This is a genomic window from Paenibacillus sp. BT-177 (genome assembly GCF_025846815.2).
GTDB lineage: Bacteria > Bacillota > Bacilli > Paenibacillales > Paenibacillaceae > Paenibacillus > Paenibacillus polymyxa_C.
This window is the reverse complement of the sequence record NZ_JAOYTP010000001.1, coordinates 1,171,378-1,194,825: the sequence shown is the minus strand read 5'-3', so window position 1 is coordinate 1,194,825 and position 23,448 is coordinate 1,171,378. Positions and strand designations below refer to the sequence as shown.

Here is a 23,448-nt window from a genome sequence, read left to right as displayed (position 1 = left end):
CGATGAACGGACCCTATACATACAGGTTGCTAGACCCGCTCACCGATCGAAAAAGCGCTCGTTTCACGACCAAATATACGCGGGCGGAATTGGAGCAAATGACGACCTTTCAGTTGCGTGGGATATGTGATAAGGAGCGACTGGTCGAGGGCTTTGCGAATCGTCTGGCACGTGAAGAATTGATTCGCGTAATTTTGCGGTTTCGAAGTGCGGAGGAGCATCTACTCATCACCAGACCCAATCCTGGCGGCTTTGAGCGTATGCAATCGGCATTACAGCGCAACTGGAATGACCGCCGACAGGAGAACGGTGGTATCCGGGTTCCCGCCAAAATCACGCTGTATCAGGGTGTGCGCACAGGTCGCATGGACAACTATCGGATCGAATCCGATTTGCCTTGGCTGAGCTCATCTAATGTGCTGCTGGTGAATGCGACAGGAGAATTGTGTGGTGTTTTAAATTTGGTGAAGGACGAGGGACGAACAGGCGTATATTATCTTTCTCGTCACCGCGATGCTGAACTGCGAGAGACATCCAATCATAGCTATAGCTTGCTGTTTTTGCGAAGACAGGAATCAGAATATTTTTATAACCTCTACTATGGAGATAAGCCGATGCTACCGCTGAAACTTCAGGGTCACCGAATCCCGGTGGCAGAGCTGATCATTCGGGGCACGGAAACAACCGATGCGGTACTGGCGATTGACTTTGGCACCTCGAACACCACGGCAGGTGCTTATTTGGATAGTTCCTACGTTACGGCCCCAGATACAGGGATGAGCAGCACGGTAAGGCTGGACGCCATCAATTATGTATCATTCCCTGGTCCAGAAGGTACGGAAGGCGACTGGATCGAAGTGCTGCCGACCGCCATTCGCGTCGCGGACTGCTCTAATCCTGAGCATATCGTTTATGCATTTGGGGAGGAGGCACTACGTGGAAGCGACGTGGCAGGCAGCCGTGCCACGGTATTGCGGGGGATTAAACGTTGGGTCAATGACTATAAGCGAATCGAAGAATTAATGGATTCTGAGGGGAATACAGCAACCGCTTCCCGCAGCGATATTTTAGCGGCGTTTATCCGTTATGTGATTGCTACAGCCGAGCAGCAATTTAAGTGTCGGTTTCGCAATTTACACTTTTCTGCTCCTGTCAAGCTGCAGCCCCAGTTTATTGAGATGTTTAGCGATATTTTGCCTGACTACCGGATTGAAGCAGAGGATGCGCTGGACGAAGGGCTGGCAGTGCTCTACAACACGTTGGCAGACCAGATGGAACGAGGAACTTTTGCAGACGGTGAGGAGTATCAGGCACTTGTCATTGATTGTGGTGGGGGCACGACAGATCTGTCTTCCTGCCGATTCCGGATTGAAGATGGACGAATTGCTTACAAACTGGATATTCACACAACGTATGAAAATGGGGATACCAACTTTGGCGGCAACAATCTGACGTACCGGATTATGCAGTTTATGAAAATTGTATTTGCAGGTTATTATGCTGCCGAGACGCGTTTGCCTGACACCGATATTGATGCTCTGATCGGCATTCCTTCGGGAGATTTGTACCGTCATGTGGATGAGTTTGGTGTAGATGCTGTATATGCAGGGCTGGAGGAACGCTATCGTGACGCAGAGGCGATCTTGCCTACTGCATTCAAACGGTATGAGCATGCTACACGGGATGAATATCAACGGGTACTGAGTAATTTTCATCTGTTGTGGAGTGCGGCAGAAAATATGAAAAAGGAATTTTTTCTACGTACGGGGATCTTGCGCAGTCGCTTTGAATCCGAGCAGGTATTATCTGCTGAAAGCGACCTGAACATTGCCGTAATGGATCGTTGGCTGGTTTCGGTGATTGAGAACGGACGGTTCCGTGATGAATATGGTTTGCCTGATGTGGTGTTTAATATTCGTGAAGTACAGCAGCTACTTAAGGCAGATATCTACAATATTGTGCGCAAGTTTCTGGATGATTTTTATTTGGAGGGGCGCTTGCAGGATTATTCGATTATCAAACTGACCGGGCAGTCCTGCCGGATAGACGTGTTCCGCGAAGCGCTTAAGGAATTTGTGCCAGGGCGCAGTATTGAGTTCCGACAAAAGGCAGAAGATCTAAGCCGGGTACCTGAGTTGAAAATGGCCTGTCTGCGCGGGGCTATCCGTTACCTGAACGCTAAAAAAATGGGGACCATTGAGCCTGTCATTACCAATCATATTCCAGCTATTCCGTATACGGTCAGCGCATGGACGCATACGGGGCGTGAAAAGGAGCTGATTGCGAGTTTGGAAAGCAGCCGGGTACGCGGTTCGATTTCCCGGCCGTCTCAAGCGGTCGAAGTGGAATTCTTCCTGACGGCCAACGGGGGTAAGCTGCGTCAGCGCCATGTGTACCGCAGTCGGCCAGATGCTTTTGAACCCATGCCGTATGAGGAAATCGCAGAGCTGTACGGTCGGGATATCCCGCAGGATGATACGGACTCCATCCGCAATGAGGAAACGAAATATTTTGTTTTTGTCGGGGATAGTCGTTGGGGCTTTTATGTAGTACCGATTACCCGCCGTGATGAATTGCTGTATCTGGGTCCCAAGCGCTTTTTTGCCTTCGAAAATGATCTCTCCGAGCTGGATTTCTTTGACGGCACGAAATAATAAATTAAGAATTATTCAAATGCAGAAATCAGAAAAGCACACAACACTTGGAGGGAATAACATGCTGTATGCAGGTTTTTGGAAACGAACTTTAGCCTATATCATTGACAGCCTTATTTTAGGATTTGTATTTATGATAATCGGACTGGTCTGGATCATCATTCAGGCCATTGGAGATTGGGTGCCATCTCCGGCAGAAACCTCTATGCTGACAAACGGGCCGACTGCTATTTTTACCATGCAATTATTGGGACAAACTTTGATGAATTTGGGGGCTTCATGGCTGTATTTTGCGATCATGGAATCGTCCAAATGCAGAGCTACGGTGGGCAAGCTGGCTCTTGGTATCGTTGTAGTAGATGAATTTAACCAAAAGCTGAGCTTTGGACGTGCGAGTGCCCGCTACTGGAGTAAAATTGTATCGAGTATCATTTTGTGGATCGGTTTTATCATGGCAGGCTTTACAGCTAGAAAACAGGCTCTTCACGATCTGATCGCCCGTACCTATGTTGTGGACAAGCGTGAGCTGAATTATATACTTCGCGAGCAGGCTGGGCGCGGAGCTGGGATGTAAAGGTAGGTAATAAATTCTGAGATTATAATGAACCTCAGTCTTCAATCAGGGGGAGCACGATGGATTTACGCAGATGTATAGAAAAGAATTTTCGCCTATTTATTGGATTACTTGGAGTAAGTAAAGCTCCACCCACCACCGATGATGGAGTTACAGTTCCGCCGCCTGCGCCCGGTGTGAATCGGCTATCTGTTCCCCTAAATAAAGAAGAATAGAGAAAGGAGGGAACCCCATGTTAACGCATATCGTTCCAAAGTTTGAAAAAGGTCGTATTCTCAAAACCGAGATGCTGGAAAATCTGCGGGATTACCCACGTAGCTTTCTGGATATCCGATATCAGGATTATTCGGATGGCATTATTACCGGAATGAACGTGACCGTTGGGGAACATGCGCTGACCGTAGGCAGAGGCATTGTAAAGCACAAGAATAGATTATACCTGCTAGAGCAGGAACAGGAAGTGCCGTATGCAGCCACGGGGCAACTGTCGGTGTTGAAGCTGCTTTTTTTGGAACAAACAGATCGCCCGGATTTCACCGTGCATCATGCAGATATTGTGCTGGAGGCCGAGGCTGAGATCGGATTGGATGAACTGGAGCTGGGCCGGTTCAAACTCAAAGATGGAGCCGTGCTTCGTTCCAATTATCAGGATTTTGCTGATATGGCTACTGAATTTAATACATGGAGTGATATCCATGTCCCGTTTGCGGGCTTGTATCAAAGCACATTGCGCCCGGAAACGATGCGCTACTTTGCATCCGAACTGCTCAAAAGCGGTACAAACGATCCGATGGATTGTATGTTTGCACTGATGTGTCTGAACCTGGAAGCTGTGGACAGAGAATCTATCCAGCATTATATTGCGAACCGAAGTGGTGCGGAATATAAGGAATTTTCACATGCTCAGCTCCATAGGCAGTTAGTGTTGATTTTGGAAGGAGCCGGACGGGGGAAGCGCACAGCAGGCCGCTGGCAGGGCGGCGGAGCCGGACGGATGATTGTGGATTAAAATAACTGATAGAGGAGTGGAGTGTGCATCCCCTCTATCTTTACTTCTATGTCCCGGCATTTGATAAATCAATCCGGTGTAAGCCTATACATTTTTTTAAATAAAAAAGATGACATATGTATAAAAACAGGCATAAAGTCACTAAGACTATAGTCGCTTGTTTGGTGAAGTATGCATTCCTTAACCTGCTGAAATTCGACATTTTATAGGCTAGATGGATGTGCTTGAGACTAAGCTTGAGGTCAACAAAGTTGTCATATCAAGGGATACGTCCTTTAAGAAATTATAAGTGAGAGAGACTTGAACGGATAAGTTGCAGCGATTGCGCAATTGTGCTTGTCCATGATGAGTCTTTTTATATCGCTCCTCCATACCTTGTAAAACCAGTCCGATTAGAGTAGAAAATTTGCATACATATGTATAAAAATGAGTATAAAGTCGTGGAAACGCCCTTTGCTACGGTGAATTGACAAAATATAAAGCAGTGGCTAATATGGTTGGGGACACGGGAGATATTGGAATTTATAAAGGGGTAATGAGTTTTGAATAAGAGACTAGATAACAAATGTAACAACAAAATGAGATGGAGCCAAACGATTTTGGGAGCGCTGTTGGCGCTTAGTCTGGTGTTACTCAATGGAGGAAACGCGTGGGCTTCATCCAGTGAACAATTAAAATGGGTTGAAGGTGGCCGAAAGGTAGACCTGGGAAAGGTGGCTACGGTTGATTTAGACTCATCTCTTCTTTTTTTGGATGCGGCTAACACTGCAAAGGTAAGCGAGATGAATCACGAAAAGCCATCTGGCAAGGAAATTGGGAGTATATTTCCGAAGGATGAAAATCAAAATTGGGAAGTTGTTTTTGAATACTATGAACTTGGACATATCAAGGATGATGAAAAAGAAGACATCGATGCAGATGCCATTCTAGATAGTTATAAAGAAGGTACGGAAGAGAGTAACAAGGAAAAGGCGGAAAGTGATCGCCTGTATGTTACAGGCTGGGATGTGGAGCCTTTTTATAATGAAGCGACCCATAATCTAACTTGGTCTATGCTGGCGGAGGATGGGAACAAGGAAAAGCTGATTAATTATAATGTTCGCGTGCTCACTCGTCAGGGTTATATCTCTGCCATATTAGTGTCCGATCCTGCACATTTGGAGGCGGATAAGAAGTTTTTGAATGAGAAAATATTACCCAAGTTGACAGTCAAATCAGGTGAGCGATACGAGGATTTTAATGCTTCAACAGACAAAATTTCTGAGTATGGCCTGACTGGACTGATCTTGGGAGGAGCTGGCTTGGCAGTAGCTAAAAAGGTAGGCTTGTTGGCATTAATCATTGCTTTTTTTAAGGGCGCGGGAATTAAGGTGCTCGTCCTCATTGGTGCGGCTTGTGCAGGTGTGTTTGGTGTGATAGGCAAGTTTTTTGCCAAATTATTTCGCAAGAAAAAATCAGAATCCTTGCACAATGAAACGAATGCTCAGGATCAGTCAGAAACATTACGGTAGCTCTAAAGAAACACACCATAATAAAATTGCTGATAAAAAGGGGGATTTGTATGCCCGTTCATGATGATGAGAAAACGAAAATTTATAAATTGGATAATAAACGTTTTGCTATTCTTCATCCTCATGCCATTCTTACCGATTTGGCTCAGGCTCAGGCAGAAGCAATCAGTGTGCAGCTTTCCGAAGGAACTGTGACGATGGAAGAAATGGAGCATTATGATTATTGTATTCCATTACATGCAATAGAAAGCGTGCAAACAAATTTGACCAAATTTGATGATACATTGCTTCTTACCTATACAAAAGCAGGTAGCTCCACACCTGAAAAAGTGAAAATGGAATTTGCCAGTGACGAAAAGGACGCGTTCGTACAGCATTTGTACAGCTACATGAAAAAGGATTATACTTATGAGCAATCTACGAATACAGCTTGGGCATCTATGAAACCGTCGATCGTCTTTTTTCTATACACATTATTGATCGGGGGCTTTCTCTCCTGGCTAGCGTATTATATGGAGACGGCTGATGAGTATTCGTTCAGGGTGCCTGCCATCCTGTATCCGGTTGTAGAGCTGATTTCGTATACGGGATATATGCCGGTCGCTATCTTTATGGGGGTAATTGTATTGATTTCCTTAATGATGGTCGTCAAAAGAGCCATCAAACCAAGCACTAAACTGGTGATTAAGCGCAAATCACAATCACAGGCAGCCTGATCAGCACACACAGATTATGTAGCTTAGGCAAGAACATTATGAACAGATGATCATGGTAACAATATACCCATGAATCATCTGTTTTTTCGTGTATTTATCCCTTGTAATACTTTCGGTACACCGCAGGTGTTGTGCCTTCATATTTTTTGAATATTTTAATAAAATACCCCGGCTCATTGAAGCCAAGCTCACTACTGATCTGGGATACCGGAATATCTGTGGCTTCGAGCAGCTGCTTCGCCCATTTCATCTTTAAGCGGGACAGATAGCTGGAAAAGTTCTCACCCGTTTCTTTCGCAAACAGCCGACTAAAATAACTCGGACTAATGTGACACAAGTCAGCCATGGCTTTTAGAGAGAAAGTTTCACCCTTGTGCTCATAAATATATTCAAAAGCGGGTTTGAGTACAGGATTTCCGCACGGAATATCCTCATCCCCTGAGGAGTTCAGATAGGCATCTGCTAAGATATTATTCATTTCTTTCTTAAGGCTTTCGATATGCTTCAGCGAGTAGCCAGGAAGGATCTCGGACAACTGCGGAGTGGACTCTATGGCCGAAGCCTTTTCGAACATTTCCGCGAGAAGATTTTTGTTCATCGCTTCTTCAACAATATAATTACACAATAAGGATAACATGTTGGAGATCATCTGAATTTCCTGATAAGTCATCGTCGGCAGATCGGCGTAGTAGTCCTTAAGTTCCTCCCATTTGGAACTGTACAGTTTTTCATTTTTTGACGTGAGGATTTGTTACAGCTGTAAAGCGCTCGAAGGATCGGCTAGGCGAACCTGACCTGCCATGACGGCGCCGATGTACTTATCGTCGATAATAATCGGTACTGCGATGTCAACGATGTCATAATGACAGAGATAAATATAAGGTTTGTTGGAACGCACCGCTTCAAGTCCACCACGAGAATCACATTTCTGGCAGTAGGGAAGGAGATTCTCATCTTGGCGAACCTTCTTGCAGAACGATTGGCATTGGCTGTGGCTGGTTACAGGATAGAAAAAGCGGTAGTTTAAGACCCTGATAATAAAGTCTTAGACTGCCGCTATTGTTGTTCAACTAACGATCCCTGTTAGTTGAACAGTTTAACTCAAGGATTTCTCCCGTCCTTTTGTCTTCTATAGAATACTCTCATTTCTCGCCAGTTCAATCGCTTCTTCCCGGTTGCTGACACCGAGCTTCGAGTAAAGGGTGGAACAGTAATTCCGTACCGTTCCCTCCGATAAATATAGTTTGGTGGCAATCGATTTGTAACGAAGTCCATCCGATAAAAGCTGTAAAATTTCCCTTTCCCGTTTCGTCAACCCATACGGATCATTCGGGCTGTACTTCTCTAACTGCTCACGTTGGCGCTTCATCTCTTCGAATACGCGTGTGGCGATCGACTGATCAAGCCACGTTCCCCCGCTATAGATGAGCTTCATCGCTTCCATCATCTCTTTAGGACGAGTTGACTTCAGCATATATCCTTCCGCCCCATGCTCCAGTGCTGTTGCTGCCTGTACCGAATCCTCAAACGTTGTCATGATCACAATCTTCATGTTCGGCCAGCGTTCTTTCATTTGAAGGAAGGTCTTGAGTCCGTTCATCCCTTGCATGTGCACGTCCATTAACACGATATCCGGCTGGTGCCGCTCACATTGTTCTAATGCTTCTTGCCCATCACTAGCTGTACCACCAACGATAAAGTTGTCCTGCTGGCTTAAGATTTGCTGTAAGCTGTCGGCAATCATCACCTGATCGTCAACAATAAGTAGGCGGATACTTCCCTGTCCAGCTTCTACCTTTATGGGAACATTACAAATGACAACGGTTCCTTGCCCTGATTGTGAATGAACGGCCAGCGAACCTTGCAGTTGCTCAAGCCGTTCTTTTATTCCCTTTAGTTCTAAGCCGAATTCGATGGATTCTAGTCCGTTGCCATTATCTTCGATTTGTAGACGGAGTTGCTGACTTTCGAAATACAGATCAACAGATATCTCACTTGCTTGGCCGTGACGAACCGTATTTGTGAGCGATTCTTGCAGGCAACGGTATAGACAAAAGCTAATTTTTTGCATAACGAGCGTCTCACTGCCGATCACACGGAAGTTGACCGTTACACCAGTTGACTTTATAAATTTTTCTGTCAGTTCCAGTAGTGCCTCACTTAACGATTGGTTCAAGCGCGCATCAGAGGGCTGATGAAAATGCTTTCTGATATCATCCAAGCTGTCTTGTGCTATTGAGACAAGTTTGTCGACTCGTTCGATTTGTGAATCAGGAACCGAGGATCGGAGTGATTCAACGCCCACAATCAGCGAGGTTAGCGAATGCCCAATTGTGTCATGCAACTCATATGACAGCCGATTACGTTCCTCGATCAGTGTAAGCTCCTCGATTTGCTTAATATGCTGCTCCAATAATTGCTTCTGTTCTTGAATGATGCGGCCTTGCTTATGAGACTCAATTAATATGCTAAAAGCCATACCGATCGCAAAACCAAAGCTGCAACTAAACATGAACTCGTACGGGAGACGATTGGTAATCAACCCGTTCAAAGCCGGAAAAATAATCCCACTAGAGATTCCCGTCCACATATATGTTCTGCGACTGCTGGCCACACCAATAATGATCACCAATAAAACGAAAGTCCAAGTCAATGCAGGCGCTACATAGGCCACAAATAGATAAAAAAAGCCTGTCATTAAGACTTCGACTGCCAGATACCAATTTTCTTTTCGATATTGAACGATCAATGGAATGGCATAAACCAAAAAGGCAATAAGGATGATGACTCCGAACGGAACGGCTATCATTGCCGGATACATAACATCTGCTATGACGATGATGCCTAGCCAAATCGTTCGTAAAGCAAAAATCACCCAATTGTACCAAAACCATTTTTTTATCATGGATAACATTTGTCATATACTCCTGCTCATTTGAATGGTAAGAAAATTCCCGAATGTCTCTGACTCATCATGCCTCATCAATTCCCGATTCGTCAAGCAAAATCGCCATGTCATACAGCCTCTATGACATTCTATCATGTCGCAAACATGATGGGTTGGCATGATGTCATTTATAGAAAGAACGGTTTTGTCACTATGTGATTTTACAGCCCTGAAAATAAGGTGGATGTGTGAGACAACACAATTCAACTTACAGGAGATGATGAGAAATGAAACCATTCCACATGAAAAAAGGAGCGTCCCTTACGTTATCTGCATTATTGATAGGAACGCTGATACTACCTACTTACGGTTGTGCGGAGGCAGGTGTGGACCAGGCAATCACGCAACAAAAGGAAACGGTTCATGCCAAAACAAAAGAAGCGATTGATAAAGCTGCTGCCAGCGAAAACATCCCAGGTGTCATCTTTGCAGTAAAGAAGGGAAAGGATTTCTGGTCGTATGCTTCCGGCGAAGCGAATGTAGAAAGTAAGAAACCGATGCAAGCTGACTATTCATTTCGAATCGGGAGTATAACGAAATCGTTCGTCGGTGTAGTGGCCCTGCAACTAGCTGAGGAAAAGAAGCTAAGCCTCGATGACTCGGTAGAAAAATGGCTCCCAGGTGTCGTACAAGGAAACGGATATGACGGTAACAAAATTACGATTCGTCAGTTATTAAATCATACGAGTGGAGTGGCAGACTACTTAGATGATGAACTCAAGGAAAGTTTACTCCAGAACTCCACTCAAACGTTTACAGCAGAACAACTCATTTCTCGCGCATTAAAGCATGCACCGACCAAGGGTGACTATTCGAATACGAATACAGTGCTGATGAAACTCATTATCCAAAAGGTCACAGGAGAAACATATGCCGAACAAATCAAGAAACGAATTATTGAGCCGCTGCAACTAAAAGAAACGTTTTTACCAGAAAACTCGCAATCCATTCCGAAAAACAGCCCGAATGGATACTTTAACAATGCCGGTACATTAATGGATATGACTGACCTTAACCCTTCGTTTGCAGACGCAGCAGGGGGAATGATCTCGACTGCGAAAGATTTAACAACATTCTTTAGTGCTTTATTGGGCGGAAAATTGTTAACACCTAAGATTCAGAAAGAAATGTTAACCACTGTTGATACTCCACACGGGAAATTCGGACTCGGTATTCAGGAAGTAACATTGCCGAATGGCACTACCATATGGGGTCATCAAGGTGGCATTCCTGGATTCACCAACTTCGCAGGTGGAACAAAAGACGGCAAGCATGTGATCGCGATGAGTATTAACGTATTAGAAGGTGCTGTACCTCATATAGAGAACATCCAGATGACTGAGTTCTCGGGACAAGCCAAGCAACCTTCCACCCCGGATCAAGCAGCTCGAAAACATGGGAAAGAATTGAAACACTTCATTGATCAGAAAGCAAAAGTCGAGGGAGTCCCTGGAATAATTGCTGCTGGGTTAAGAGACGGAAAATACTGGTCTTATGCAGCCGGTGTAGCCAACCTCGATCATAAAAATCCGATGGAGCCAGACTTTACTTTCCGTATTGGCAGTGTCACAAAGGTGTTTGTTGCTACCCTTGTCTTACAGTTGGCTCAGGAGAAAAAGCTGAATCTGGAAGACTCGGTAGAAAAATGGCTCCCAGGTGTGGTAAAGGGTAATGGGTATGAGGGCAACAAAGTCACGATTCGTATGTTATTGAACCAAACGAGCGGGATTGCAAGCTATACGAATCTAGACATGCGATACGCTACCTCATTCCCTCAATATACCGTTAATGACCTTGTACGTATGGGACTGGCTAAGCCGCCAGTATTTCAACCAGGGGCAGGCTGGGACTATTCGAATACAAATACCGTACTAGCTGGTCTTGTTATTCAAAAGGTGACAGGAGAAACGTACGATGTACAGATTAAGAAACGGATCCTTGGCCCGCTTCAGATGACAAATACATCCTTTAGTGGTAGTAATCCAAAAATCCCGGGCAAGCATGCCACAGGCTATAACATGAATCAGGCAGGGAAACTGTATGATTTCACAGAGTATAATCCTTCATGGGCGAATGCTGCGGGGGAAATGATCTCGACAGGAAAAGATTTGACCACCTTTTTTAGTGCGCTTTTGGGTGGGAAATTATTAAATGACAAGATGATGAAGCAGATGACAACAGGTGTGGACTCACCTTTTGGCAAATATGGACTTGGAATTTATAAGGTGACTCTGCCGAACGGAAAGACCTATTGGGGACATGGCGGCGGCATTCATGGGTTTGAAACGCTAGCGGGTGGTACCTTAGGCGGGAAGGATATTTTGGTGACGAACATCAATGCGGTGGGTCCAGAACCTGTCATCGCTAATCAAGCCATTTTCGAAAAAGAATTTAGCCGTTGAGTTAAAAAGGAAAAATGATAGAAGGCTTTTGCTTTGGGAACTCCAAGAGCAATAAGCCTTTTTCCTTTTCAGCTCTTATCCATAAATTTATTTATCGATACACTTTCCCCTGATATTAATGACCATACAGAAGTCTTACCCCTATCATATTTCATAGCCTTTTAGGCTAACCTCCTATATTCCTTGCTTTCTGTATTGTTGGCCGAGTTGTCTATTTGTCTTGTATGGATAGTTGGATTTCATACTCTGATTACACAATTTGATAAATCAGCCCAATTGCACACCCTGTAGCAAGAAGGTGGTCTGCTGTCCATGATCTGCAGCAGCCGGGTTAATCCAAAGCACTTCAGTCCGCGCCTGCCCCGTTTCAATCACTTGCTGCCGTTATTCACGTTGCCAATCACTCAACATATCGTCGTATAGCTCATTTGAATAACCGAATATCAGGACCGGTCCAGAATGATCCTTCAGGGCATTCAACAATACCGAGTGATCATCATCGGTCATCTCATTCCTGTAAATATCTCCATTCCTGGTGCCCATAATGTAAGGAGTGTCCGCGTAGATTAAGACATCCTCTCGTTGATACCTTCCAATTACCTGTAGCGCAGGTCTATTCTCGATTTGGATTTCCTTCAACCGCTCAGCTACCACTTTAATTTTGTTCGGTAAGTCATTCCAAATTACACCTATAGGTACCGGTAGTCCAATTTCTAATTCAAAATCTTCTTTCGCGGATTCCCTCTATAATCGACGGTGAGAATGGCTAATTTGGTAACGGATGCTAATGAATCCTGCAACTGCTCCCACTTTTCCAAATCAAAGATTTTCTGGATACTTAAATGTTCACGTATCAAGATTCTCATCCCTTAATGGTAAATTATCCTGTAAGCAACAACAAAAAAGTACAATTCACATGCTTCAGTGCAAAAAAATACGATTGCAAATTATAATATATTCCTTGATTCCTCCAATGTAAAGTTCACATGGTTCGTTTATAGTTTAAATCAGAACGAAACCAACACAATAAAGGGAGGAATTATAGATGAGAAAAGCTTTTATCAGCCCAAGCAAATATGTACAAGGTGAAAATGAATTGTTAAATTTGGGTTACTATGTGAGCACCTTCGGCAAATCTGCCTTACTGATCGCGCATCCAGCCGATGTGGAGCGGGTGAAAGATAAGCTTGATTCCACTACGGAAAAGTATAACGTAACCTTTATTGAAAGCGGTTTTATGGATGAGTGCTCCAGACAAGAAGTGTCTAGACTTCAAGAAATCGCCACTGCGAATGGATGTGATTGCATCGTTGGTCTCGGCGGTGGCAAAGCGATTGACGCGGCGAAATGTGTGGCACAAGGGGAAGCGCTTATCATCTGTCCGACGATTGCTGCGACGGATGCGCCGACAAGTCACTCGGCCGTTCTTTATACTCCAGAAGGCGCCTTCGACGATTACGCCTATTTTAAACAAAGCCCGAGTGTCGTATTAGTCGACACCACTGTAATTGCCAATGCACCAACCCGATTCCTCGTATCAGGTATGGGGGATGCACTGTCGACTTACTTTGAAGCCCGTGCGACCTCCCGTTCTTACTCCAGGGTCAACGCTGGACTGCCTAACGGAGTACGCGAGGGACAGTGTGCGCCAGCCGTAGGTACGAATGCGGCGATGGCACTTGCAACGTTAAGTTATGAAATGCTCTTAAAAGACGGTGCCAAAGCAAAAGCGGCATGCGATGAAAATCAAGTTACACAAGCACTCGAAAATATCATTGAAACTAATATTTTACTCTCAGGTCTTGGCTTCGAAAGCGGCGGACTTGCTGCGGCCCATGCGATTCATGATGGACTCACCATTTTGGAAGGCACGCATCATTATTATCATGGAGAAAAAGTCGCATTCGGTATGATCGCACAGCTAGTGCTCGAAAACGCACCGACGGAAGAATTACATCAGGTACTGGATTTCTGTTTAACCATCGGTTTGCCGGTCTGCTTGGCCGATATCGGTGTCGATCATATCAGCCGGGAAGAACTCATGGAAGTAGCTGCTAAAGCCTGCATTGAGGAGGAATCGATTCATGCCATGCCGTTTCCGATCACGGTGGAGCAGGTTGCAGCGGCAATTGCTGCGGCCGACCGGATCGGCAGCCAGTACAAAGCGGAGGTAAAATAGCATGAAAAAGGTCATCAACCGTACGGAAAACTTGGTTCTTGAGATGTGCAGCGGTATTGCGCTCGCGCATCCCGAGTTGGAATTTCTACCAAAATATAAAGTGCTCAAGAAAAAGGAACTGAACACGGAGAAAGTAACGCTCATCAGCGGCGGCGGCAGTGGGCACGAGCCCGCTCACGCCGGCTTTGTCGGCAAAGGGATGCTCGATGCGGCGGTCTGTGGTGATGTTTTTGCCTCTCCTTCGCAAATTCAAGTGTATCAGGCCATTCGAGCAACCGCTGGGAAAAAAGGCACACTGCTGATTATCAAAAACTACAGCGGCGATATCATGAACTTTAGAAACGGTGCCCATTTGGCTGCTGAAGATGGTCTGGAAGTGGACTATGTAAAGGTCGAAGACGACATCGCTGTAGAAGACAGTCTATATACGGTCGGACGACGCGGTGTAGCGGGCACGGTACTTGTGCATAAGATCGCGGGTGCAGCTGCAGAAGAGGGCCGTAGTCTGGCGGAAGTCAAGCAGTGGCGGAGAAAGCCGCTGCGAATGTACGCAGTATCGGATTCGCATTGACGTCGTGCACCGTGCCGGCGAAGGGCTCGCCAACGTTTGAGCTTGAGGATGATGAAATGGAGTACGGCGTCGGCATCCACGGTGAGCCTGGTATCAGACGCGAAAAGCTGACGGATGCGGATACGCTGGCAGATAGAATGGTAAGTGATCTCCTTCGAGACATGCAGATCGAAAACGGATTCAGCGGAGAAATCGCTCTGCTGATCAATGGTTTTGGCGGTACGCCTCTACAAGAACTGTACCTTTTCAATTATGCGGTCACTCGCGAACTGGCAACGAAGGGAATCAAGATCAATCGAGCTTTCGTTAACAATTATATGACGAGTATCGATATGGCGGGCATCTCAGTTTCGATCATGAAGCTGGACGGCGAGTTGAAAACGCTACTTTCCCATGAAAGCAACGCGCCGGCGTTCAAGGTGTCTGGACCTGTTGATCATGTTGAATTCACGGAGCTTTCAACTGTAGCAGACGAAAATCGGCAAGTATCTTTCGAGGTGGAAACCGCTCCTGCTTTTGCAGTTATTGAGGATAACAAGATTACGTTGAACAATCTGATCTACCTGGTTGACAAAATAAGTGCAGTTATCATCAAGAATGAGGTGCCTTTCTGCGATCTTGATTCTCATGCAGGCGACGGAGATTTTGGTATGAGCGTTGCGAAGGGATTTCGTCAGCTGAAACGGGAATGGAGCGATATCCTAGACCAAGATTCTTTGACGATGGGGGCCTTTCTCCATTCGTGCTCGCTCGTCATCATGGAATACTGCGGCGGTGCTTCGGGCCCGATCTGGGGCTCGGCATTTCGCGCAGCAGCACGCTCTGCGGGCGAAAGAAACGAGCTCACCGTTACCGAATTCGCAGATCTGATGCAGGCTGCGGTGCAAGGCATACAGTCGACAGGCGAACGTTCTTTCGGCAGAGGAGCCGTCGTTGGTGATAAAACGCTTATTGATGCATTAGTGCCATGTGCGGATAGCTGGGTAGAGAGCGCGAAATCAAATGTTGACGTGAAGGCAGCCTTTGTACGAGGTGCTCAGGCCGCTGTACTAGGGGCCAAAAAGACAGAAAACATTGTGGCGCGTATGGGACGTGCCGGAGCGGTCGGAGAGAGAAGCCTTGGTTATCCAGATGCGGGGGCTTATGCGCTTGGAGTAATTTTTACAGAGCTTGCTGAATGTTTGAATTGATTCGCTAATTCTTAAAAATTCAAGGTTTGTTCATTGCAATTGGGATGCATTAGGTTTATAATTTCAGACGGATTCAAAAGGCTTATCCCTGGATCCGTGGGAGTTCATCCCATCTGAGCAAGCATACTGCATGCTCAAATAAGAATTAAGCGAGGGATTTACAATGAAAACCTGCTGCACCATCCAAGTTGACGAAGACAGTTTAGTTATTGATTTGCCAGAAGAAGGAACCACGCTAGAGTCCCTGCTCGGTGATATTGAGAGTTGTGGAGGCAGTGAAGAACCTTGGCTACAACTTATAGACAAGGTAATGGGTAACTCATCTGAGACTGTACTGACAGATCAAGCGACGGATGGCGGCGATATGAACGAAGATCAGGCAACCCAAGAACCTCAAGCTGCCGCTAAGGGGTAATAGGGACATCATACATTAAGACGAATTGTTAATATTATCTGATCACATATAAGATCATGATAAGACTGCTGTACCGAGCCTAGGCATCGGGAAGCAGTCTTTTTTTAGGTTAAACTTAATAAGTAAATGAGACTTTTGTCCCTTCAGTACTCTATAGTAGCCAACTAAGGGGTACATATCTCAAAACCGTGACTTCTTATTCATTTTCTGGGATAAAGTCGAAATGTAAAATGAAACTAACTATAATAGTAGTAGCATCCATATACAGGTAAGTGACATCGAATGTTGGACCTGATCCTTTTATTGTATAAAAGAGGGGGCGAAAAAGCGGAGAACAACGTACTGATAAGTCTTATCTACTTTATTAAAAGGAAGGAATGTGTAAATGATGAACGGGCAATGGGTCCTGCCAAGGATCGCAAAAAGAGTAGCAGTAATGTTAACAGCAGTGTTGCTATTGACGTTAACGAATGGCTTCAACTGGAATGCGCCGACAGCAGAGGCGGCCGGGACGACCCCTGTGGAACGTTACGGACAACTTTCAGTAAAGAACGGTAAACTGGTGGATAAAAATGGACAACCTGTACAGCTCAAGGGCATTAGTTCTCATGGCGTTCAGTGGTTTGGGGATCTGGTGAATCAGGACACTATGAAATGGTTACGGGACGATTGGGGCATTTCCGTGTTTCGAGTTGCGTTGTACACTGAAGAAAATGGTTATATTACCAACCCTTCATTGAAAAATAAAGTGAAGGAAGCAATTGAGGCAGCACAGAAACTGGGCCTGTACGTCATTATTGACTGGCACATTCTCTCAGATGGCGATCCGAACACTCATAAAAATGAAGCCAAAGCTTTCTTTAATGAATTTTCCACTAAGTACGGCCATTTGCCTAACGTAATCTATGAACTTGCTAATGAGCCGAATGGGAATGTAAACTGGAACAATCAAATCCGACCTTATGCATCTGAGGTATCTCAGGTTATTCGAGCTAAAGACCCGGATAATATTATTATTGTAGGAACAGGTACTTGGAGTCAGGATGTACATGATGCAGCAGACCATCCGCTTCCAGATAAAAATACAATGTATACCGTGCATTTCTATGCGGGTACGCATGGACAATCTTTACGTGATCGGATTGATTATGCCCTGAACAAAGGTGTAGGCATTTTTGCTACCGAGTGGGGTACAAGTGACGCTTCGGGTAACGGTGGTCCGTTCCTGAATGAATCCAAAGTATGGACTGATTTTATGGCCAGTCGCAAAATCAGTTGGGCCAATTGGTCGCTTTCCGACAAAAATGAGACCTCTGCTGCCCTGTTGCCTGGTGCTGACCGCAAGGGTGGATGGCCTGATTCACAATTAACGGCTTCCGGCAAATTTGTAAAACAGGCGATTCTGGAAGGCTCCAGCAATCATGGTGGAGGAAGCAACGGCGGGAATAGCGGCGGAGATGGCAACAATGGTAGTAATAACAACGGTGGAAACAACGGTGGCGATCACAGTGGAAGTACACCAGGCGGTAATAATGAAGGGATTGTGCTTCAATATCGCACTGATGACACGAACGCCAAGGATAATGCAATCCGGCCTCAATTTAATATCAAAAATACCGGAAAAACAGCTGTGAAGTTGAGTGACCTGAAAATTCGCTACTATTACACAGATGAGAGCAAACAAGCTCAGCAGTTTTTTGTAGATTGGGCCAAGATTGGTAATGAAAAGGTAAAAGCAACTTTTGTAACTTTGCCAAATCTGAAGCCCAAGGCTGATAAATATGTGGAGATTTCCTTCACAGATGGAGCGGGAACGATTCAGCCCGGCGGCGAAACCGGAGAAATTCAATCTCGTATTCACGCAGCGAATTGGAGCAATTTTGATGAGACTAACGATTACTCCTATGGAGCAACCCAAACAGCATTTGCAGACTGGGACCACGGCACCGTATATCAGCAAGGTAAGCTTGTATGGGGCATAGAACCCTAGGATATGCTGTAGCTACTACCAACTACTGAACGAGTAAAATATATGGGACTTTTGGTTGCGGTCTTTTGAGGTTATGCTATAGTGTATACGCCTTTGGTGTATGGCATATACTACCAAAGTACCATATGACATTCAACTTTTGTGGTGTCTACACTACTTCTATAGTACAGATGGGTTGGTTCTAATGAACCGATCCTTTACAACAAACCCCCGCTGTTGCCATTATAGGCAGGCGGGGGTTTTAATGTGCTGAAAATTAGCCTATGTTTAACCTTCTGTTTATACCAAATTAAAAGCTTTGGCTAGCAGCCGATAGGACTGAACACGCTTATCAAAGTCATGAATCGATGAAACGACCAGTAACTCATCGGTGCGATACTGCTCAGCCAGTCTCAGCAGCTGTTCCTTGCACTGTTCAGGAGTGCCAACAACACGCCATGCTGCGGACTGACGTAGCCGCTCACGATCAAATTCTGTATAGGGATAGGACATGGCTGTTTTCACCGATGGAAGAGAATTCATTTCTTTACCCTGCATGAGTAAAAGGAAATACAAACTAGCACTGGACGCCAGCTGCTCAGCTTCCTCTTCAGTTTCAGCGCAGGCTACCGTAACTGCCGCCATAGAGCGGGGCTTATCTCCTAAAATCGAAGGCATGAATTGCTCGTGGTAACGCGCGGTAGCTTCTACGCCGCCCGGAGTACCGAAAAATTGGGCAAAGGCATAGGAGGCACCCATCATCGCGGCCAATCTGGCGCTCTCCCCGCTGGAGCCAAGCAACCATAATTCAGGAACGGTCGATATCATCGGGGAGGCGTGAAGACCAGCAAACCGATGATTGTCAGGCACCGAATCATGGAAGTAGTCGATTAAATCTAGAATCTGCTGTGGATATTGTTCGACAGCTTGGTATTTCCCTTCCTGCAAAGCGCGAGTAGCCAGCGGCAAGCCGCCTGGAGCACGCCCAATCCCCAAGTCAATGCGTCCTGGGTGGAGCGCCTCCAGCAGACGGAAGTTTTCAGCTACTTTATATGCGCTGTAGTGTGGTAGCATAATACCGCCTGAACCCACACGAATACGCGATGTATGAGCAGCCAAATGGGCAATCAATACCTCGGGACTGGAGTGTGCTAGTGTTTTGGACGCATGATGCTCGGATACCCAATAGCGGCTGTACCCCAGTTGATCAGCTTCACGCGCTAAATCTGTTGTATTAGACAATGCATCTTGAGCGGAACCGCCTTCAGGAATATGAGACTGGTCCAGTATACCCAGTTTAAGCATTTGTAATCACCTCTTACACAACTGTATCAAACACAACTCATTTGGTCAAAATTCAAAAATGGATAGGTTGGAGTTTGGGGATCTTTTCGTTATAATAAAAGATGCAAAAGGGATGAGAGAACATTCCTGCTCATGGAGAGGGGATTGAATTTGTGTTAAGAACACCTTTGGGGCGTGTCCGGCTCATGCTCTGGATTCAAGCTATAGCGTATTTGGCGATACTATTCACCCACCAGCCGCTGCAAGCTGCGGGCATGACCCAGGCGGTTATGGTGATTGGTAACATATACCGGGTGAGCTTTCTGTTGCTCCTCGTTGCTCTGATCTATGGAAAAACCGCATTGCATTGGTCTATACGGCGGCCTCTTTTCATTATGTTTGCATCCTTCATTCCGTTTGGCCTGATGATTATGGATTTTGTTTGGGTGCGAAAATGGACAGGGGATTCGGCAGCAGAACAGCGAACTACATCGTAAACTTTGCAGAGATGCTTTGCTGTGAAGTGTCGAGGAGCTTGTAAGAGTAAGCAGGACTGGCTCCGATGCAGTTGAAAGAACATTACGCAGATAGATGCGTGGTGTTCTTTTTTTATGCACCGGAACCGGAGGAAACCGTTAACTCAATCTAATGCTAAGATTTGAACTAAAAATTCAGCCGTCTTGCGTCTATGGAAACCTTCTACCCAATGTCCGGTGAACGGATAAACTTCAATTGTTTTTGGTGATTCAATGCGGTTATAAGCAGCAAAAATCGTCTCTGGCATGCACACCGTATCCTTCAACCCTACAGATACCATGACCGGGATACGAATGCGATGAGCTAAATTCATCACGTCAAAATAACTCAATGTATGTAGTACCTGCTCCAAATGCTCGGGGAAGCGGTTTGCGAATTCGGCAGCTTCTGTCAGTGAACTGGTAGAATTCATCATGCCAAAATCCATATGACACATATTAGGAATATCCGCTACTATAGTAGCAGCTTTATCGCTGAGTGCACCCACCATTAATGCAAGTCCACCACCCTGGCTGGCGCCACTGATTGCGATTTTATCTGCATCGACATCGGACTGCTCCGCCACCCAATCTACGGCTCTAAGGGCATCGGTTATAATCGTTTTGTAGTAGCAGGTATCCTTGTCCAATATTCCTTTCGTAACCCAGCCTTTAACGGTTCCGTGTGGATCATTCTGACGATCTCCCGTTTCTCCTCCCTGACCACGAACATCTACCGCCAATACAGCAAAACCAAGCATTAGCCAAGATGAATAATCTTCAGGATAGCCCTTTCCGCCTGTGTAGCCATGAAACAGAACGATGCATGGAAGTTTTTGATCTCCAGCATATCGGGGGCGTACATACCAGGCATGCAGAGGCGTATCATCGACCCCCTCAAAAGTGACCCGATAGGCCATCATATGAGGATACGGTGTTTCTACGGGCGTTTTGAATGCATGTACAGGTTTGGCGTGAACTTCTCTCAGTGTTTTGTCCCAAAATAAATCCATATCTTTGGGGGTGGTAAGATCGGGACCGTACTGCTTCAATTCGGCAATTCTTTTTTCAATAACATTCATAATCAAAAATTCTCCTTCATATCGAATGAGTTCGCCTTAAGTTTTACTTGGTAAAGTGGACTTCTCCAGCTCTCTCAGCAGCTCAAATGCTCTTTCATTTGTGTCTCCGCATGTATCATTATCCGCATGAAAGCCACTGCATACGGCAGGACGCTCGGGTTTTCCAAATAATTGGCAACGGTAATCAGGCGTGAGCTGAGGGCATGGAACACCAGCAGGTTTTCCGTCTGGCATGCCGGGAATAGGGGAAGAAATCGTAATGGCAATGCAACATGCAGCACATCCTACTCGACACTCCAGTGGGGGTCACTCCTTAATAATTTGTTATTTTTGTAACTTATGCATGAAGTGACTTCAGCGAAGCCATAATGTGAGGATGGCACAAAAAAAGCAGGAATACAAGGATAAACGAATAGGAGACACACTTTTCACACAAAGAGCATAAATAATCTGGGAGGCACGTAGGATGATATCAAGCCCCCAAATCAGCGTTCCATTGCGTGGTAATATTAACCAATTGGTCTCTGTGTGTTCAAAAGGAGTTCGAGTGGTTAATAATAGAACACAACGATAAAAACTTAAACGAGGTGACGCAAAATGAGTTGGTTATGGGCATTGATTGTTGGCGGTATTATTGGTTGGTTGGCAGGAATTATCGCAGGTCGTGATGTTCCGGGTGGCGTGATTGGTAACATCATCGCCGGTTTTATCGGTGGATGGTTGGGTAGCTTGATTCTGGGAGACTGGGGTCCTGAAATCGGATCGTTCTACATCGTTCCTGCATTAATTGGTGCGATTGTGCTAGTCGTGATTGTGAGCTTGATCTTCCGTTCCGTTGGACGGAGCAGAGGTTAACTTTACGAATTATTGAATAGACTCGTCCTATGGGACGCGAGTCAAAATGGAAAAAAGCTGCTTCCGCAAGGTTCACAAATGAACCTGTGGGAGCAGCTTTTTTTGAGAAAAGGTTACATATTCCCCTATTGAAACCGTCTGATATGAGGAACAATTAGCACGCCCAGCACGATACACATGCCGATGGTTGCAAACATACCAATGGTGAGGATGCCACCAAGCTTGTCGGCCACGGCACCTACGGCCAGATAGCCGACAGGAAGCAGTGCAAAGGAAAACATCAAATCCAGACTGGCTACACGTCCAAAGGATTCAGCGGGGATTAATTCCTGCAGGCTTGTCTCCCAGATAATCGCAAAAATCATAATGCCAAATCCTTCGAGCATCATGCTCATAATTAATCCTGGCATCCAGGTGACTATAGACAACAGCAGTAAGGCGAGACCGCTGACAAAAGCTCCTAAGTAAGCGAGCAGACCGCGGTGTTTCCAATGCTTGCGTGATCCATACACAAAGGCTCCCAGCATGGCACCAATGCCACTACTTGCCATTGCAATGCCGTATACGACTGGATTATAGCCATGATGAACCTTGAACAGCCACGGGATGAGCACAGCGATAATACCTGAATAACAGATATTAATGAAAGAAAAGGCGAGAATCGTAATCCATAGCCAAGGATGGCTTTTGAGAATAGCAAAGCCTGCTATAAAATCCTTGAGAAAATGTTGTCCACCCTGATCTTCCTGTTCTGAATCGGCCTGACGTTTACCGATGATGGAGGCCAAATGAGCACTTAGCATCCAAAAACAGGCAAAGGATACCAGATAAGCGATAGAATCCAGTCCAAAGCCGACACCCGGGGAGGAAAAGGATACAATAAAGCCTCCTAGCGGAGGACCGAGTAGACGAACGGCTTGTATACTGATTTGACTTAGCGCATTGGCAGCATTGCGGATGTCCGGTGTGAACACTTGTGCACGTAAGGCCGAATAAGCCGGATTAAAGATACCATCCATCAATCCGTACAACGCAAGGCCAACGAATAGGAACGGCAACTTCATCCCGTCCGTAAACATCAACACCGATGCAACGAACATCAGACCAAAGCGGGCGACATTCGTGAACAGAAGGAGGCGAATTCGGTCAATTCTGTCCACAATCATTCCTGCGAAAGGAAGAATAAGTACGTTTGGCAGCATATAAACCGTCATCGCCAATCCCATGATGGTGGTCGAGCCTGTCAGAGAATAGATAACCAGTGGCAAAATGACTGTCGTAACAGAACTTCCTAACATAGCGATCCAATGTCCAAGCCACAAGAGGGTGAACGCTTTGGATTGCTTTAAAGGTGAAGTAAAGGTAGCCCAGGCTGAGTGCCTTCCTTCAGGAGATAAAGTTGAATTTTGGGTATCCATGATCACACTCCGGTAAATATTTCTAATCTGCATATTAAAACCTATTATACGAAATCTCTTATGTAATGGTACACAAAAAGTTGCTGCGAGGGGAGTGAAAATGAATAGCCTGCCTATGATTGAGTCAACCTAGAATAGCCTTAGATGATAAAAAATA

At 45.5% G+C, this 23,448-nt stretch carries 20 protein-coding genes and 2 pseudogenes; 13 read left to right on the top strand and 9 right to left on the bottom strand.

Annotated features, from left to right (window positions below; translation table 11 throughout):
* Nucleotides 1-2 precede the first annotated feature (2 nt).
* The 6 genes from OIU26_RS05495 (at nt 3) to OIU26_RS05470 (ending at nt 6,464) form a co-directional block, all read left to right on the top strand.
* The gene (locus OIU26_RS05495) at nt 3-2,654 is read left to right on the top strand and encodes a molecular chaperone (protein WP_264216180.1); all 2,652 of its coding nucleotides are present in this window, start codon (nt 3-5) and stop codon (nt 2,652-2,654) included.
* Between the two features lie 61 nt (nt 2,655-2,715).
* Nucleotides 2,716-3,228, top strand: coding sequence for an RDD family protein (locus OIU26_RS05490; protein ID WP_025676103.1), 513 nt, complete (start codon nt 2,716-2,718; stop codon nt 3,226-3,228).
* 59 nt (nt 3,229-3,287) lie between these two features.
* Complete coding sequence (locus OIU26_RS05485) at nt 3,288-3,443, top strand: hypothetical protein (protein WP_013372544.1); 156 nt, start codon at nt 3,288-3,290, stop codon at nt 3,441-3,443.
* Between the two features lie 17 nt (nt 3,444-3,460).
* Nucleotides 3,461-4,237, top strand: coding sequence for a DNA and RNA helicase (locus OIU26_RS05480; protein WP_165083131.1), 777 nt, complete (start codon nt 3,461-3,463; stop codon nt 4,235-4,237).
* Nucleotides 4,238-4,815: 578 nt separating this feature from the next.
* Nucleotides 4,816-5,748: a DUF2167 domain-containing protein gene (locus tag OIU26_RS05475; RefSeq protein ID WP_264216270.1), complete on the top strand. Its 933-nt coding sequence runs from the start codon at nt 4,816-4,818 to the stop codon at nt 5,746-5,748.
* Nucleotides 5,749-5,798: 50 nt separating this feature from the next.
* Nucleotides 5,799-6,464, top strand: a complete 666-nt coding sequence (locus tag OIU26_RS05470; RefSeq protein WP_264216179.1) for a hypothetical protein — start codon at nt 5,799-5,801, stop codon at nt 6,462-6,464.
* 94 nt (nt 6,465-6,558) lie between these two features.
* On the opposite strand, the gene OIU26_RS05465 is transcribed toward OIU26_RS05470, so the two are convergent.
* The 3 genes from OIU26_RS05465 to OIU26_RS05455 all read right to left on the bottom strand — a co-directional run bounded on the left by OIU26_RS05465 (nt 6,559) and on the right by OIU26_RS05455 (nt 9,378).
* A complete protein-coding gene (locus OIU26_RS05465; RefSeq protein ID WP_264216178.1) occupies nt 6,559-7,134 on the bottom strand; it encodes a helix-turn-helix domain-containing protein in 576 nt (191 codons plus the stop codon).
* A gap of 81 nt (nt 7,135-7,215) precedes the next feature.
* Entirely contained in the window at nt 7,216-7,500 is a 285-nt protein-coding gene (locus OIU26_RS05460) for a PocR ligand-binding domain-containing protein (RefSeq protein ID WP_264216269.1), read from the bottom strand.
* A 93-nt stretch (nt 7,501-7,593) separates the two neighbouring features.
* Nucleotides 7,594-9,378: a helix-turn-helix transcriptional regulator gene (locus OIU26_RS05455; protein WP_264216177.1), complete on the bottom strand. Its 1,785-nt coding sequence runs from the start codon at nt 9,376-9,378 to the stop codon at nt 7,594-7,596.
* A 260-nt stretch (nt 9,379-9,638) separates the two neighbouring features.
* On the opposite strand from OIU26_RS05455, the gene OIU26_RS05450 reads away from it, so the two are divergent.
* The gene (locus OIU26_RS05450; RefSeq protein WP_264216176.1) at nt 9,639-11,813 is read left to right on the top strand and encodes a serine hydrolase domain-containing protein; all 2,175 of its coding nucleotides are present in this window, start codon (nt 9,639-9,641) and stop codon (nt 11,811-11,813) included.
* Between the two features lie 384 nt (nt 11,814-12,197).
* Here OIU26_RS05450 and OIU26_RS05445 read toward each other — a convergent pair whose 3' ends face one another.
* Both OIU26_RS05445 and OIU26_RS05440 read right to left on the bottom strand, forming a co-directional pair.
* Entirely contained in the window at nt 12,198-12,467 is a 270-nt protein-coding gene (locus OIU26_RS05445) for a DNA adenine methylase (RefSeq protein WP_264216175.1), read from the bottom strand.
* 80 nt (nt 12,468-12,547) lie between these two features.
* Nucleotides 12,548-12,670, bottom strand: a pseudogene (locus tag OIU26_RS05440) (PocR ligand-binding domain-containing protein); the annotation flags it as partial.
* 188 nt (nt 12,671-12,858) lie between these two features.
* Here OIU26_RS05440 and OIU26_RS05435 point away from each other — a divergent pair.
* From OIU26_RS05435 to OIU26_RS05420, 4 genes and pseudogenes are all read left to right on the top strand, one after another.
* Nucleotides 12,859-13,992 (top strand): glycerol dehydrogenase, encoded by a 1,134-nt coding sequence (locus OIU26_RS05435; protein ID WP_264216174.1) that lies wholly within the window; start codon nt 12,859-12,861, stop codon nt 13,990-13,992.
* Between the two features lies 1 nt (nt 13,993).
* Nucleotides 13,994-15,753 (top strand): annotated as a pseudogene (gene dhaK, locus OIU26_RS05430) (dihydroxyacetone kinase subunit DhaK).
* A 163-nt stretch (nt 15,754-15,916) separates the two neighbouring features.
* The gene (locus tag OIU26_RS05425; RefSeq protein WP_013372537.1) at nt 15,917-16,168 is read left to right on the top strand and encodes a hypothetical protein; all 252 of its coding nucleotides are present in this window, start codon (nt 15,917-15,919) and stop codon (nt 16,166-16,168) included.
* Between the two features lie 385 nt (nt 16,169-16,553).
* The gene (locus tag OIU26_RS05420) at nt 16,554-18,158 is read left to right on the top strand and encodes a cellulase family glycosylhydrolase (RefSeq protein ID WP_436449020.1); all 1,605 of its coding nucleotides are present in this window, start codon (nt 16,554-16,556) and stop codon (nt 18,156-18,158) included.
* Between the two features lie 279 nt (nt 18,159-18,437).
* Here OIU26_RS05420 and OIU26_RS05415 read toward each other — a convergent pair whose 3' ends face one another.
* Nucleotides 18,438-19,442 carry an LLM class flavin-dependent oxidoreductase gene (locus tag OIU26_RS05415; protein WP_013372535.1) on the bottom strand — a complete coding sequence of 335 codons (1,005 nt, stop codon included), beginning with the start codon at nt 19,440-19,442 and terminating at the stop codon, nt 18,438-18,440.
* A gap of 152 nt (nt 19,443-19,594) precedes the next feature.
* Here OIU26_RS05415 and OIU26_RS05410 point away from each other — a divergent pair, with 152 nt between their 5' ends.
* On the top strand, nt 19,595-19,918 hold the full coding sequence (locus tag OIU26_RS05410) for a DUF3817 domain-containing protein (protein ID WP_264216173.1): 324 nt from the start codon (nt 19,595-19,597) through the stop codon (nt 19,916-19,918).
* A 143-nt stretch (nt 19,919-20,061) separates the two neighbouring features.
* Here the strand turns inward: OIU26_RS05410 and OIU26_RS05405 are convergent, their stop codons facing one another.
* On the bottom strand, nt 20,062-21,018 hold the full coding sequence (locus OIU26_RS05405) for an alpha/beta fold hydrolase (protein ID WP_264216172.1): 957 nt from the start codon (nt 21,016-21,018) through the stop codon (nt 20,062-20,064).
* Nucleotides 21,019-21,054: 36 nt separating this feature from the next.
* Complete coding sequence (locus tag OIU26_RS05400) at nt 21,055-21,318, bottom strand: YkgJ family cysteine cluster protein (RefSeq protein WP_238791104.1); 264 nt, start codon at nt 21,316-21,318, stop codon at nt 21,055-21,057.
* A gap of 297 nt (nt 21,319-21,615) precedes the next feature.
* Between OIU26_RS05400 and OIU26_RS05395 the strand changes: the two genes are divergently transcribed.
* A complete protein-coding gene (locus tag OIU26_RS05395) occupies nt 21,616-21,873 on the top strand; it encodes a GlsB/YeaQ/YmgE family stress response membrane protein (protein WP_013372531.1) in 258 nt (85 codons plus the stop codon).
* A gap of 125 nt (nt 21,874-21,998) precedes the next feature.
* On the opposite strand, the gene OIU26_RS05390 is transcribed toward OIU26_RS05395, so the two are convergent.
* Nucleotides 21,999-23,291, bottom strand: a complete 1,293-nt coding sequence (locus OIU26_RS05390) for an MFS transporter (RefSeq protein WP_264216171.1) — start codon at nt 23,289-23,291, stop codon at nt 21,999-22,001.
* Between the last annotated feature and the right edge of the window lie 157 nt (nt 23,292-23,448).

Bases quoted from the DNA above. Each gene is read 5' to 3' on its own strand.
- OIU26_RS05495 (WP_264216180.1), top strand. From the start codon at position 3: ATGAACGGACCCTATACATACAGGTTGCTAGACCCGCTCACCGATCGA.
- OIU26_RS05490 (WP_025676103.1), top strand. From the start codon at position 2,716: ATGCTGTATGCAGGTTTTTGGAAACGAACTTTAGCCTATATCATTGAC.
- OIU26_RS05485 (WP_013372544.1), top strand. From the start codon at position 3,288: ATGGATTTACGCAGATGTATAGAAAAGAATTTTCGCCTATTTATTGGA.
- OIU26_RS05480 (WP_165083131.1), top strand. From the start codon at position 3,461: ATGTTAACGCATATCGTTCCAAAGTTTGAAAAAGGTCGTATTCTCAAA.
- OIU26_RS05475 (WP_264216270.1), top strand. From the start codon at position 4,816: ATGAGATGGAGCCAAACGATTTTGGGAGCGCTGTTGGCGCTTAGTCTG.
- OIU26_RS05470 (WP_264216179.1), top strand. From the start codon at position 5,799: ATGCCCGTTCATGATGATGAGAAAACGAAAATTTATAAATTGGATAAT.
- OIU26_RS05465 (WP_264216178.1), bottom strand. From the start codon at position 7,134: ATGACTTATCAGGAAATTCAGATGATCTCCAACATGTTATCCTTATTG.
- OIU26_RS05455 (WP_264216177.1), bottom strand. From the start codon at position 9,378: ATGTTATCCATGATAAAAAAATGGTTTTGGTACAATTGGGTGATTTTT.
- OIU26_RS05450 (WP_264216176.1), top strand. From the start codon at position 9,639: ATGAAACCATTCCACATGAAAAAAGGAGCGTCCCTTACGTTATCTGCA.
- OIU26_RS05435 (WP_264216174.1), top strand. From the start codon at position 12,859: ATGAGAAAAGCTTTTATCAGCCCAAGCAAATATGTACAAGGTGAAAAT.
- OIU26_RS05425 (WP_013372537.1), top strand. From the start codon at position 15,917: ATGAAAACCTGCTGCACCATCCAAGTTGACGAAGACAGTTTAGTTATT.
- OIU26_RS05420 (WP_436449020.1), top strand. From the start codon at position 16,554: ATGATGAACGGGCAATGGGTCCTGCCAAGGATCGCAAAAAGAGTAGCA.
- OIU26_RS05415 (WP_013372535.1), bottom strand. From the start codon at position 19,442: ATGCTTAAACTGGGTATACTGGACCAGTCTCATATTCCTGAAGGCGGT.
- OIU26_RS05405 (WP_264216172.1), bottom strand. From the start codon at position 21,018: ATGAATGTTATTGAAAAAAGAATTGCCGAATTGAAGCAGTACGGTCCC.
- OIU26_RS05395 (WP_013372531.1), top strand. From the start codon at position 21,616: ATGAGTTGGTTATGGGCATTGATTGTTGGCGGTATTATTGGTTGGTTG.
- OIU26_RS05390 (WP_264216171.1), bottom strand. From the start codon at position 23,291: ATGGATACCCAAAATTCAACTTTATCTCCTGAAGGAAGGCACTCAGCC.